10 protein-coding genes are annotated in these 12,490 nt (G+C 40.1%); 3 read left to right on the top strand and 7 right to left on the bottom strand.

Annotated elements, in window-relative coordinates; all coding sequences use genetic code 11:
• Positions 1–9: 9 nt before the first annotated feature.
• The 3 genes from FPL27_RS14560 to FPL27_RS14570 all read right to left on the bottom strand — a co-directional run bounded on the left by FPL27_RS14560 (position 10) and on the right by FPL27_RS14570 (position 4,760).
• Positions 10–660, bottom strand: a complete 651-nt coding sequence (locus tag FPL27_RS14560; RefSeq protein ID WP_143961784.1) for a DUF6266 family protein — start codon at positions 658–660, stop codon at positions 10–12.
• 442 nt (positions 661–1,102) lie between these two features.
• Positions 1,103–1,315, bottom strand: coding sequence for a hypothetical protein (locus FPL27_RS14565; RefSeq protein ID WP_143961785.1), 213 nt, complete (start codon positions 1,313–1,315; stop codon positions 1,103–1,105).
• 289 nt (positions 1,316–1,604) lie between these two features.
• Positions 1,605–4,760 carry an AsmA-like C-terminal region-containing protein gene (locus FPL27_RS14570; RefSeq protein WP_143961786.1) on the bottom strand — a complete coding sequence of 1,052 codons (3,156 nt, stop codon included), beginning with the start codon at positions 4,758–4,760 and terminating at the stop codon, positions 1,605–1,607.
• Between the two features lie 168 nt (positions 4,761–4,928).
• On the opposite strand from FPL27_RS14570, the gene FPL27_RS14575 reads away from it, so the two are divergent.
• Positions 4,929–6,032 carry an alanine racemase gene (locus FPL27_RS14575; RefSeq protein WP_143961787.1) on the top strand — a complete coding sequence of 368 codons (1,104 nt, stop codon included), beginning with the start codon at positions 4,929–4,931 and terminating at the stop codon, positions 6,030–6,032.
• A gap of 37 nt (positions 6,033–6,069) precedes the next feature.
• On the opposite strand, the gene FPL27_RS14580 is transcribed toward FPL27_RS14575, so the two are convergent.
• Genes FPL27_RS14580 through sdaAB form a run of 3 tightly spaced genes read right to left on the bottom strand, consistent with a single transcriptional unit; the run spans position 6,070 to position 9,410 of the window.
• Positions 6,070–7,383 carry an efflux RND transporter periplasmic adaptor subunit gene (locus FPL27_RS14580; protein WP_143961788.1) on the bottom strand — a complete coding sequence of 438 codons (1,314 nt, stop codon included), beginning with the start codon at positions 7,381–7,383 and terminating at the stop codon, positions 6,070–6,072.
• 4 nt (positions 7,384–7,387) lie between these two features.
• A complete protein-coding gene (locus FPL27_RS14585; protein WP_143961789.1) occupies positions 7,388–8,731 on the bottom strand; it encodes a TolC family protein in 1,344 nt (447 codons plus the stop codon).
• A 1-nt stretch (position 8,732) separates the two neighbouring features.
• Complete coding sequence (gene sdaAB, locus FPL27_RS14590; protein ID WP_143961790.1) at positions 8,733–9,410, bottom strand: L-serine ammonia-lyase, iron-sulfur-dependent subunit beta; 678 nt, start codon at positions 9,408–9,410, stop codon at positions 8,733–8,735.
• 156 nt (positions 9,411–9,566) lie between these two features.
• On the opposite strand from sdaAB, the gene FPL27_RS14595 reads away from it, so the two are divergent.
• Positions 9,567–10,394 (top strand): aminotransferase class IV, encoded by an 828-nt coding sequence (locus FPL27_RS14595; RefSeq protein WP_143961791.1) that lies wholly within the window; start codon positions 9,567–9,569, stop codon positions 10,392–10,394.
• Here FPL27_RS14595 and FPL27_RS14600 read toward each other — a convergent pair.
• Complete coding sequence (locus FPL27_RS14600) at positions 10,391–11,185, bottom strand: thymidylate synthase (protein ID WP_143961792.1); 795 nt, start codon at positions 11,183–11,185, stop codon at positions 10,391–10,393. The genes FPL27_RS14595 and FPL27_RS14600 overlap by 4 nt on opposite strands.
• 230 nt (positions 11,186–11,415) lie before the next feature.
• Here FPL27_RS14600 and FPL27_RS14605 point away from each other — a divergent pair, with 230 nt between their 5' ends.
• Complete coding sequence (locus FPL27_RS14605; protein ID WP_143961793.1) at positions 11,416–12,489, top strand: endonuclease/exonuclease/phosphatase family protein; 1,074 nt, start codon at positions 11,416–11,418, stop codon at positions 12,487–12,489.
• The last annotated feature ends 1 nt before the right edge of the window (position 12,490 follow it).

Consider the following 12,490-nt stretch of genomic DNA (forward strand, 5'->3'; position numbering starts at 1 on the left):
GCTTTTCGTTTAGATCAAACCGAGATAAACACTATTGGATATTTTGTATTTCTTTCTTCCGCGGTTAAAAGCCGAAAATGCCATATAAGCATGGAGCTTTCCCTTATGCAATTGCGGGAAGGAAATCCCTATTTCCATTTTCCCCTCCTTTCTTCGGTTTCCTTGTAGGACGTAGAAGCTCTTTCCATCCTCGGCATTATAAAGCAACAGTAGAGCCCTGTCGGTAGACTTAGCACTACCCATCCCGGAATTATCCTCCCACTCAAAGAGAACACTGCTATCCTCTTCTATCCACCTCACACTTCCTCCGTTTGGCCCAGTTAGGACACCCATACTAATCAAAACATCTTCTGGTTGTAATACAAAACGACCCGGTTCTTCTCGAAAAGCATTGTTCATGACCTGCCCTGAAGCCACATCAATCGGAAACTTCATTCCCGATCCAGCATCCTGAAATCCAAAATCAATGACCTCCTTTATCCTCGACAGATAAGTGTTGGTTTGGGAAAATTTGCTGATATAAAGTTTCTGCAAGGGAGTCCTTTCCTTGGGCTCCTTCTCCGAAACCTCTTTTGCATAGGTTTTGCCCTTGACCTTGTAATAAATGCTGTTACCTTTTTTGCCCCGAAAATCCTTGCCGGCGCCTTCTGCTTTTGCCATAATAATGAGAGATAAATGAAAAATACTAAATTCAAAAAAACTCAAAGCACCTTATCTGCGCCCCCATTTCTCACAAAAAACTACCTTTGGCCCAAAGGCGACTACAAAGCAGGACTAAAATACTCATAATATTCTAATAAGCAAGACCTTAGGTTAATTAATTTTATATCAAGCATCCAATATACCCAAATATAATTTGTTTTAACTACCGGCAGATCGATAGGTAATCGGTACTTGATCGGTAATTGTTCAAAGACTGTTCAGAATTTTGTTTGGTTAAGGACTGCTTTAGCATTTGCTGCTGAGGGGAATAAAGGAGGCAGGTGTAAGCCCGGCTATGATCAGATTCAGAGGATACGCCTAGGGAAAAGTCGTGTTTGGTATTAACGCAAAAAGCCCCAAGTATCTCTACCTGGGGCTTTTGATTCCAATGAATAGAATATTATGCCATAGCTTCTTGTCTCTTTGGGTTAGCTTCCTTGGTCAAGTAATAGATAAAACCGGCCTGAGGAACAACTAGCAACAATAAGGTAGGTATTAGGGAGACAGAGGAGAATCCGAAATCCAAGCCCAACATCATGGTGGTTGAATAAATAGCCACAACTGTTACAAGTGCATAAAAATTAACCAGAGCAATTTTCTTAATATTTTTCATAGTATGGTACGTTAATGTTTTAAAAAGATTTCTGTTTTAGGTGTCAAAATCCGGGGGTGTTGTCCCGTTTGATTTTGATTACGACACTAATATGAAACAAAAATATTTAATTCCAAAACACCAAAAACCCAAAACAATCAACCAAAACCTACTGTATTTTACCAATAATTGTTACATAAATTTAATTTTGTAACACACCAAAACTTTATTGCATTTCACCCCAAAAATTTCTTTGAAAAAAATTTGATATTTTTTTTCACGATCTCCTTAACCTGGTGAAAATCACAAGTTAATTCTTCCTATCCTTCCCCAGCGACACCTGTATATCATCCGGTGTGCCTTTCATGTTGATATTGAGAAAGCGGACTCTACGGTCTTCGTTACGGTATACGATATCATCGACCTGGTCGGGGTCAACTTCTCCTTTGTTTTTGCCGCCAAACAGGGATCTGAAGCCTACTTGGGTAACTAGACCCAATGGTATCCTTAAGAAGTAATCCATGCTGAGGTCGAGGCTTTGACGCCCTGAGAGCTCGATGAAGCCAAGACTGGAGTTGATATTCATCTTAGGGATGGACAATACGCCTTCCTTTAGATCCATGGAGTTTTCCAAGGTGTCAAACCTAACCATGTTTAAGTTCTTGTCCTTGAAATAATCCGACAGAGCATGTAGTGGCGCAAAATTATTTATACTGCCATCATAGATTCTCAAGTCCATGTGGGCTTCACTTTGTTCTAATATTGGCGTAAAGTCTGGGTGGACCAGAAAATTGCTGGTTATCGTACCGCTGACTTTTCCGTGTATGTTTTCATTAATGAAATAATCCTGTCCAAAGTTTTCGAACTTGATCAGTAACTTGTCCAAATCGAGTTTATTAGCGGTAACGGCACTGTTAAAGTAAATGTTTTTGGGATCCGAACCATTAAAGTATCCTTTGAGCCCTAAGCTTCCTTCTGCGACATTCACTCCAAGTGTATCGACAAACATATAATGATCTTCTTGGATCCTTCCCTCCAACTTAAAATTCTCCAACCAATAGGTATGGTAGTTAAGCTTTCCTATTTCAGCCTGGAATTTCATATCAGTAAAAGGCAAATCGAATATGTTGAAGGCATCCTCATGGGAGGTGTCGGCCTGTATGTCATAATTCATCAAGGCGTCCAGATCAAGTGCTTTGGCCATGAATTTAAAATGGTTGTCTCGCTTACGGATCGTGCTATCCTCTCCAAGATAATAGGCAAGATCAACCTTAAAGTCACTTGCTCCCATTTTCCCCTCAAAACCTTCTACCAAAAGGTGCTCATCCTCATAATGAACCCTTCCTTTGAAACCCTCAAACTTCAATGGGTGAACATTCATCTTACCTTGGAAACCGGAAAGATAGAAATCGAGCGAGTGAAATATTGAATCATAGTGAAGATCCAGCAGCCCATGGGCCTTTACTCCCCGCAGTTCTTCATTGCGATAATCTTCCGGTAAGTAGTTTTGGCCATCATAAGATAATAAATCGGCCAATTGTAGGTATTCTGAATGGAAATCGAATTCAAGCTTGGTATCACCCCTTTTGACCTCCTGAAACCATTTTTTATAATTGTCCAGCTGTCCAGTAAAATGAAAGTCGCTCTTGTCAATAAAGCCGGAAAAATCTTTCAACAGGAAAGAACTGTCGGAAATGATCAGATCAGCATGAAAATCATGAAGTTCATGACTGTAATTTTTCAGCTTAGCATGAAAATCCTTGATGAAGAATTCACCTTTGGGAAGATGCTCAAAGTTCCAGAGATCTTTGGCATTGGCTTCAAAAGCCAACTTGATTTCAAAATCATCGATCACTTCATCTGTGATGGTCAAAAGCGCTGAATCAAAAGATAGTAACTCGGGGAAGTCAATTTTGCTAGAATTGGCATTGAGATCCAAATTGACCATTTGGTCGTATTGATGGAACAGAGCAGGGAAATCACTAAGTCCCATGGTGAATTTGAAATCCGACCCGGCAATATTGAAGGAAAGATTATCCATCTCAATTTTCCCCTCACGCATCACGGCATGCCCATTGGCATTGCGAATGGAATGAGGGTAATTAGGGATATTAAAGCTGAGATTTTTAATCGTCAGTTCACTGTCGATCCCTTGTTTAAGCTGGGCAAGGTTTTCTCCAGGAAGCTCCAAATCTATAAGCTCGTCAAAATCCATGTCCAGGAGTACTTGTCCTTTAATTCTCTCAAGTCCTTCCACTTGGAGAAATTGGCCAATAAATTCCAGGTCAAGATCTGCATGGAGATTCACCTTGATGAAAGGATCCTTAAAGTTTTTGACAATCATTTTGCCTTCAAAAATCCCCTCTTCCGGTCTGGCAGTAAATCGCTGCAACCTAAGTTCGGAACTTTCCAAAGTCCTGTCCTTACCGTTAGTGAAATAACCAGCAAATGCCAGATTATCAACCTTTTTATCCATCTCAGTATTGAGAAAATAAGCGTTGTCGGCACCAAATTCCACCGAAATCGCAGGAGTATTTCCATTGCCTGACTTTCCTTCCACGCTTCCGAGAAAATAAACTTGGCCTTCATTTTTGTATCGCTTTAGCGCATCCCCCACCTCGGGAGGTGCAAAAGCAGCAAAAATGTTGAAATCAGGCTTTTCTCCATAAAACTTGATATCCATATTGAGATCATCATCCAAATCAACAAAACCATCTAAGGAAAAAAGTGCTTGTTCTAAAATTACCTGACTTTCAAGCACAGTCACCAACTCATCAGTGATGTCATAATCGAGGTGAAGGTCTATGTCTAAGTGCTTGTTGGAAAAGAATGTTGGTTCACCATTCTCCTGAATGTCAAGCAAAAAATCAGAAGCTATATCTATGAAAAAATGATCAGCGCTAAATTTCAGGTTGGTTCTTACTGATTTAATATGAGCCAGAATTTCTTGAGCTGAGGAAAAGTCTTTGTAACTGATTTCAAATCCATCGATTATTAACGACTCTAACTCTATTTGTCCATCAAAGCCCTCCTCACTTTCTGGCTCTGAACTTTCACCGATACCTTTAGCTAAAAGTAGATTAATATCACCATTTTCATACTTGACTACATCAAGGTGCCCATTTTTCACTTTGATGCTCTTTACGGTGTAATTTCCTGCCAGAACATCCTTGATATCAAATCCTACATAAACGTCACTAGCAGTGTAAAGGGGTCTTGTATCTTGGGCTTTGCTTTCAAAAAATGTAACTTCCTCTAAGTCGATTGAAATGTAAGGAAAATTGGCAAAAGGGGAAATATGACTTCCCTTAATGGTTAGTTCTCCATCAAAACCTTCATTTACTGTAAGTAATGCCCGTTGGACTATTTTTTGTTGATTGTAATATATAGCGGCTATCGTACCGGCCACCAACAATACTGGCACCAAAACGATAGCCAGGATAATGATTATTATTTTCTTACTCATGGTATTTCCCCTTCCCCAAAATTAGTAACGTAAAAATTACGGAGATAGATTTTGTTTGCCAAAATTAAGAACTACTATTAAAGAATAGGGTTAGAATTTCAGAAATCAGTAATTTTTACAGAATTTTAAGAAAAAGAATATATCTATTTGACCCATAAACCCTACTATATGCTTGATTTTGAGATCAAAAACCCCACCCTTATCCTTGACGAGGCCATTTGCAGAAAAAACATCAAAAGGATGTCTATAAAGGCAAAATCTCTCAACTTGAAAATTGCCCCACATTTTAAAACCCACCAATCCTTAAAAGTAGCGGAATGGTGCAAGGACTATGGTGTTGAAGAAATTTCGGTTTCTTCATTCCGGATGGCGTTTTATTTCCGTGACAGGGGATTCAAAAACATCCATATTGCATTTCCTTTTAATCCTCTATTAATTGAGGATTTGGCACTTATGCAAGGTCAGCCTGTTTCGATTCAATTAGTCAATGAGGAAGTTACAAAATTGGTAGCCCAAAAAGTACAAAGTCAGGTTGGTTTTTTCATTGAAATAGACGCAGGATACGGAAGGGCCGGGGTACCTATTGAGAATTTTGAATTAATCGATAGGATATTGCGAGCCGCTGCTGAGAACAAAAATCTAGCTTTTAAAGGGTTTTATATTCATGCCGGGCATACCTACCACACAGATTTGGAAGGTATAGAAAAAATACACAAAGAAACCCAAGAGGCCTTTAGAATTTTGAAAGCCAAGTATAGTAGCCAATATTCCAATTTGGCCTGCAGGTCTGGGGATACTCCATCGGCATCCCTAATGGAGGATTTTGAGCATATAGATGAATTGGGACCTGGTAATTTTGTTTTTTATGACCTTACGCAAGCAGCTATAGGAAGTTGTAACAAAGAAGACATAGCGGTAGCATTAGCCGCCCCAGTGGTGGATGTCAAGGCTGAGAAAAATGAAATTTTGATCCATTGTGGAGGGGTTCACCTTTCCAAGGATGTACTGGAAGGAAATGGGGTGAAGAATTTTGGGGAAGTTGTTCTCTTTGAAAAAGATAAGTGGATAATTCCACCCGAAAGAGCTTTTTTGAAAAGTATATCCCAGGAACATGGCCTCATCCATGCGCCTGATTCCTTGATGGAGAAAATTAATACTGGAGACATTATAGGAATACTCCCCATCCATAGTTGTATGACAGCAGACTGCATGAGAAGCTACCGGACGCTGGACAATGACTTGGTGGACCACTTAGAGGGAACCATGAAATAAAAATAGAGGCTTTCTGTTGAAAGCCTCTATTTTTATTTTACCTAGATGCGGTAGCCTTTTCAGTTGCCGGTGTAGTTGATTTAACCAACTTCCCATCTTCCATTTGTTTGCTAACAATGAAGTAAGGTCCACTGATAATCTTCTGTCCTTCTTCAATGCCTTCTAGAATTTCAATGTTGTCGAAATCCGAGATACCGGTAGTTACTTCTACTCTCTTGGCGCGGTCACCATCTTTTACGAAGACAAGTTCTTTAAGTCTTCCTTCGGCACCTTCTCTTACCTGACCCTCGCGAGTGGTCACGGCCGCCAATGGAACGGCTAAAACATCCTGCTTTTTGTTAGTAATGATTTCCACACTTGCAGTCATGCCTGGACGGAAAGGAAACCTGTTCTTTTCTGAAATCAAATCCTGATAGGACTCATTCAAAATTCTAATTCGAACCTCAAATTCCGTCACAGCATCTTGGTTAGCTTTCTCATTTGCAGAGTTGGCAATAGAAGTTACAATGCCGGTAAATTTCTTATTGCTGTAAGAATAAGAGTCCACATCAATTAAAGTGGTATCACCAAAGGATATCCTTACTATATCATTTTCATTCACATTCACCCTAACTTCCATTTGGGAAAGGTCGGCCAGTCTAAGCATCTCAGTACCTGCCATTTGCTGGGTACCAACTACCCGCTCGCCTTTTTCAACCAAAAGCTTGGAAACAATCCCGTTCATCGGGGAGTAAACGTTGGTTAAACGTAAGTTTTCAGCTGCCTCGTCCACAGTTGCCTGAGCACTCTTTACAATATATTCTGCAGCGATAACATTTTGCTGTGCAGCTTCAAGGTCATTTTTGGCAGAAAGGAAATCTGCATTGGCTTGCTCAAAATCTGAATCGGAAATTACCTTGTCTTTATATAACTTCTCATTTCTATTGAACTCCAACTCAGATCTGTGAAAAACAGCCTCAGCTCTTTTCAACTGCGCTTTTGCTTGGCTAAGATTAGCCTTGTTTTGATTGAGGTTGGCTTCACTTCTTCCCAATGCAGAAATTAGGTTATCAGGACGTATCTTAACCAAAAGGTCATTGACACGTACAGAGTCTCCTTCTTTTACATTAAGATTGATAATCTCTCCGGCCACATCTGGGCTGAGCTTCACTTCAATTTCAGGTTGTACTACCCCCGATGCACTAACTTTTTCAATAATTGTCTTACGGTTGGCTTCAGCGACCTCGACTTCAAGTTCCTTCTCTCCGCCAATCCATCCAGCTGACCTGCCAATGATTATAAAAAGTAGCAGTACCCCTACTACTCCAAGTAGGATATAAATTAATTTATTTGATTTCTTTTTCTTAGCCATGATATTATAATGTAATGGGATTGCCTAGGTAAAAATCCAGGACTTTCACCCGGAAGATGTATTCGTATTTTGCGTTGATCAGATCCGCTTGAGCATTGAACAGGTTATTCTGAGCGATCTGAAAATCTACTGCATTTATACCTCCGACGTCATAACGTTGCTGGGACATACGGAAGGCCTCTTCCAGGGAGCTAACCCTTCTAATTGAACTTCTATATGCTTGACGCGAGGCCATCGCATTAGTAAAGGCAGTTTCAATATCTTGACGCAGCTGATTGTGAGTTTCGACTTGCTGAAGTTCGCTCATCCGCCTTTGAACACGAGCACGCTGGAGATTGGCCCTGTTACGGAAATTGGAAAATACGGGTATATTCAAATTTAACGTAACCTGTTGAGCCAGGTTGTTTTCTACTTGTTGGAAAAACGGATTTATTTCGAAATTTGGTAAGGAGGGCTGATCAATGTAGTTGGAAAATACATTTCCTCCAAGGGAAATAGTAGGATAAAAACCGCCTTTAGCAGCTTTCACACCAAAATCTGCCGCTTCCACCCCTAGTTCAGCAGCTTTCACCTGTGGCATTGTCTCCATTGCACGGGCAAAAATCTGATTTACATCGCTTTCCTCTAAAGCATAATCTTCCGCCTCTAAGTCAGGGAAACTTATACTAAACCTTTCCGAAAATGGAACCTGCATCTGTTGAGCTAAATTAAGACGTGCAAGTCTAAGATTGTTAGTTGCATTTATCACCTCGAGTTCACTTGTGGCGGTTTGTGCTTCAATTTCCAATTTTTCGGCAGTAGGTAAAGAGCCCGCTTCGACAAGCTTAATTGTCCTGTCTCGCTGATCAGCCACAGTTTGCAATTGGCTTTGTGCAATGTTGAGTTGTTCTTTGGCAAAAACTACATTGACAAAAAGGTTAATCACCGAAAGGGTAATATCATTTCTGGAGGCCTCCACATCATAATGGCTTGCTTCCACATTGGTAAGAGCCTGATTCACATTATTCTGGATTTGGCGACCTGCAAAAAGAGTCACATTGGTATTGGCTACCATGTTTACCGCTCCGATTCTCCTAGTCTCAAAGAGGTTAGTCACAGGGTTGATATTTCTACCCCATCTCACTTGAGGAGAAAATCCCAAGGTAAAGGAAGGCAATACATTGCCTCGAGCTTCCAATAACGCCGCCTCTGTATTAGCGAGGTTAAGTTCCGTACGTTGTAAATTGATGTTGTTTTCGAGAGCGATCTCAATACACTCCTGCAATGTCAGGTCCGAGACTTGATAATCTTGGGCTTTCAACTGACTGGTAAACAGAAGTAAACTAAACAAAAAGTAAACTTTCTTCATATTATAAATCTATGTCTGGGATATAAATCAATTCCTTAATCCAAGGAAGGCTTTTTAGGTATTCAATGGTAATAGGCTGTAGACCAGAATCCATTTCAATTACATGACAGGCCACGTCATTTTTTCCCTTCCGAGAAACGGACATGGTAGCAATATTGGTTTTTTCTTGCGCAATCACGCTGGCAATGAATGCAATTGCTCCGGACACATCTTGGGCTTTAATTATGAGTGTATGAGCTTGAGCGGAAAAATCAGCGTTGAATCCATCCACTCTGGAGATATTTATCAATCCACCCCCCAAACTTTCTCCGATTACTTCAACCTTCTTTTCTCCCTTTGTCAAGTTGATTTTCACTGTATTAGGGTGGTACACGGAGGCATTTCCAATAGATTTGAAGGTGTATTTCAAACCTTTTTCTTTTGCTACTTCAAAAGCAGTTTTGATGCGGGCATCATCCGTTTTCATATCCAGAAGTCCTCCGATAATAGCCCGGTCACTTCCGTGTCCTTCGTAGGTTCTGGCAAAAGAATTGTAGAAAGTAATCAAGGCCTCATCTGGCACCTCTCCCATCACCCGGATGGCTGCCCGGCCGATACGTACTACACCTGCTGTATGAGAAGATGATGGGCCAATCATCACTGGGCCAATCATATCGAAAACACTACTTTTTCCTGCCATTGTGGTTCAATTTTTACTAATACTGTGCTAATCTAACAACTAATTTCCAATTAAATAATTAATATTGGATTATTGGTCTTACATAAATTTAAAGGGACCTTTATTTAAAATTATTTAACACTAGCTTTAGGTTGTGAATTCAATTATTGATCGAAAATGAACAAACTACCGTCCGAAAACGATACAGTTTTTTACCTCCGCACTGAAAATGGACAATTTCAATTTGAGAATAATGAGTTGACCAACCGGGGCTGCCTATTTGGGGATGGTATATTTGAAACCATGATCTTTACCTGGACGGAGTTTAGGTTTGCAACGCAACATATTTATAGAGCAACAAAGGGTTGCCAGATGTTGGATCTGGTTTTAAATGTGGATGAAGCATTTAGCTTAGTTGAGCTATTTGTGAAAGAAAAATATGATGGGCAGATTTTGAGAGTTAGATGGAATATCTTCCGCTCCAGTAAAGGAAAGTACACACCTATTAGCAATGACACTCAGCAATCACTGATTATTGAGCCATTTTGCTACCTTTCCCCTCAATCAAAAGTTGCGTTTATAAACGAGCAGTTTTCTGTACCCAACCTCCCTTGGAGCAATTGCAAAACTTTAAATGCAATGTTGTACGTTCAAGCTGGAATCGCAAGAAAAAAGGCCGGTTTCGAAGAAATCATCTTACTTGATACCCAAGGACATGTTTGTGAGGCGGGAGCAGCCAATCTTTTCTGGGTAAAAGATGGTATTTATTATACTCCTTCACTAAAAACCTCCTGCATAGAAGGGGTGAGCAGATGTGTGATAATAAAAAAACTGAAGGAATTGGAGATAAAAGTTTTGGAGGGAGAATACAACCCGTCTGAAGTTTTGAAGGCCGATTTGGTATTCACTTCTAACGTGACGGGTATTCATTATATATCCAAAATAAACTCGACCGGATTTAATATTGAACCAGTCGAGTTTTTAGAAAGTTTGTTTATGATTTAGACAGCTACAGGTGCTTTGATATGAGGGTGAGGATCGTAATTCTCCAGCTCAAAGTCCTGATATTCAAATCGGAAAATATCTTTAACTTTAGGATTAATTTTCATATTAGGCAACGGTCTGCATTCACGGCTAAGCTGGAGTCGGGCCTGCTCCAAGTGATTGCTATAAAGGTGAGCATCGCCAAAAGTATGGATAAACTCTCCCGGCTGAAGATCACAAACCTGTGCAATCATCATCACCATCAATGCATAGCTGGCGATATTGAACGGAACGCCCAAAAACACATCAGCACTTCTCTGATAGAGCTGGCAGGACAGTTTTCCCTCCGCCACATAAAATTGAAACAACAGGTGGCAAGGTGGCAGGGCCATCTGGTCCACATCAGCTACATTCCAGGCACTTACTATCAGCCGTCTTGAGTCTGGGTTATTTTTGATCTGATGGATAAGGTTTTTGATCTGGTCAATCTCTCCCCCTTTTCCATCAGGCCAATGCCTCCACTGGTAACCATATACAGGCCCCAGATCACCGGATTCATCCGCCCATTCATCCCAGATGGAAACCTTGTTCTCTTTCAAATACTTAATATTAGTATCACCCTTCAAAAACCACAGCAATTCGTGGATAATGGAGCGAAGGTGGCATTTTTTGGTTGTCACTAGGGGAAAGCCCTCCTGAAGGTCAAAACGCATCTGGTAGCCAAACACACTTTGGGTACCTGTACCGGTGCGGTCTCCCTTTTGCACGCCTTTATCTAAAATATGCTGAAGTAATCGGTGATATTGTTTCATGCAGAATTTGAGTTATTTTTGACTGAAGCTGAACCGCAATATAAGGATTGATCAAAAGAATTTAAATTCATTTCAAGGAAATTAATCCGCAGTTTTCAAATCTGGGTTTAATTGCCTTATTTTTGCCAATCAACATTCTAGCCTTTTGATAATCTTAACCTTCAAGAGGTCAAGATTAAGCTGTCCCAAACCGAATCAATTAGAAAGCCAACGTTGGCATCCCTGAAAACATGCGATTTATTACTCTGTTAGTATTTATAATTTCCATGATTCTTTTCTTCAGTGTAAGGATATCTCCTGAGGTACTCCCTTATACAGGGTTGCTTCCTCTTTTGATTCCTGCTTTTTTGATTTTCAACATAGCATTATTACTCCTCCACATTTTAAGAATGAGAATTGTCATGATTGTCCCAATTATAGCTTTAGCAATCGGGTACAATTTTTTGGGAGCGACTTATCAGCTCAATCCGGCAGTTGAGGATGCGGAAGGATTATCGGTAATGAGCTATAATGTGAGATTATTTAATTTAGGTATAGCCCAAGATGATAAAAAAAGCTTTACCAAAAATAGCATTCAATGGGCTAGGGAATTCCCCGCTGACATCAAATGTTTTCAGGAATTTTATCAAAATTATACTATTCCGACCTACAATTCTATCAAGCAAATCAGTCAGGATGGAACGTTTGAGTACAAGTATGAAATAATGGAGGGAGACGCCAAAAGAAACAGTTATGGTTTGGCTACTTTCAGTAGATACCCTATAATCAACAGTGGAAAGGTATTCCAAAACCGCTGGACCAATGGCGCTATTTTTACCGATATAAAGATCAATCAAGACACCATTAGGGTTTACAATACTCACTTGGAATCTATGAATATCAAGGCCGATGACCTTAACAACGTGGATGGCATAAAGGAAAACTATAGAGATACTTTTAGAAAACTTAAAAACGGCACCGAAATAAGAGCTTCACAGGTCCAAGTGTTGCAAGAACATATTAGTAACAGTCCGCATCCTGTAATTGTGGCAGGCGATTTTAATGATTTGCCTTACAGCTTCACTTACCAAACTTTGAAAAAAGAACTACTAAATGCATTTGAGGAAGGTGGAAGAGGTTTTGGCTTTACTTTCAATAGGGTTCTATTCTTTTTAAGAATTGACAATATTTTCTACTCCCCTATTTTCCAAATAAAAGATTTTAACACTCATCGGGAAGTGGATTACTCCGACCATTACCCCGTCAGTGCGGTATTTAGCTGGGAATCACCGTTTCCCCAAAAAACCTTTGAGGAAACATACTAAG

Source organism: Litoribacter populi (genome assembly GCF_007483685.1).
GTDB classification, from domain to species: Bacteria; Bacteroidota; Bacteroidia; order Cytophagales; family Cyclobacteriaceae; genus Litoribacter; species Litoribacter populi.

Bases quoted from the DNA above. Each gene is read 5' to 3' on its own strand.
- FPL27_RS14560 (WP_143961784.1), bottom strand. From the start codon at position 660: ATGGCAAAAGCAGAAGGCGCCGGCAAGGATTTTCGGGGCAAAAAAGGT.
- FPL27_RS14565 (WP_143961785.1), bottom strand. From the start codon at position 1,315: ATGAAAAATATTAAGAAAATTGCTCTGGTTAATTTTTATGCACTTGTA.
- FPL27_RS14570 (WP_143961786.1), bottom strand. From the start codon at position 4,760: ATGAGTAAGAAAATAATAATCATTATCCTGGCTATCGTTTTGGTGCCA.
- FPL27_RS14575 (WP_143961787.1), top strand. From the start codon at position 4,929: ATGCTTGATTTTGAGATCAAAAACCCCACCCTTATCCTTGACGAGGCC.
- FPL27_RS14580 (WP_143961788.1), bottom strand. From the start codon at position 7,383: ATGGCTAAGAAAAAGAAATCAAATAAATTAATTTATATCCTACTTGGA.
- FPL27_RS14585 (WP_143961789.1), bottom strand. From the start codon at position 8,731: ATGAAGAAAGTTTACTTTTTGTTTAGTTTACTTCTGTTTACCAGTCAG.
- sdaAB (WP_143961790.1), bottom strand. From the start codon at position 9,410: ATGGCAGGAAAAAGTAGTGTTTTCGATATGATTGGCCCAGTGATGATT.
- FPL27_RS14595 (WP_143961791.1), top strand. From the start codon at position 9,567: ATGAACAAACTACCGTCCGAAAACGATACAGTTTTTTACCTCCGCACT.
- FPL27_RS14600 (WP_143961792.1), bottom strand. From the start codon at position 11,185: ATGAAACAATATCACCGATTACTTCAGCATATTTTAGATAAAGGCGTG.
- FPL27_RS14605 (WP_143961793.1), top strand. From the start codon at position 11,416: ATGCGATTTATTACTCTGTTAGTATTTATAATTTCCATGATTCTTTTC.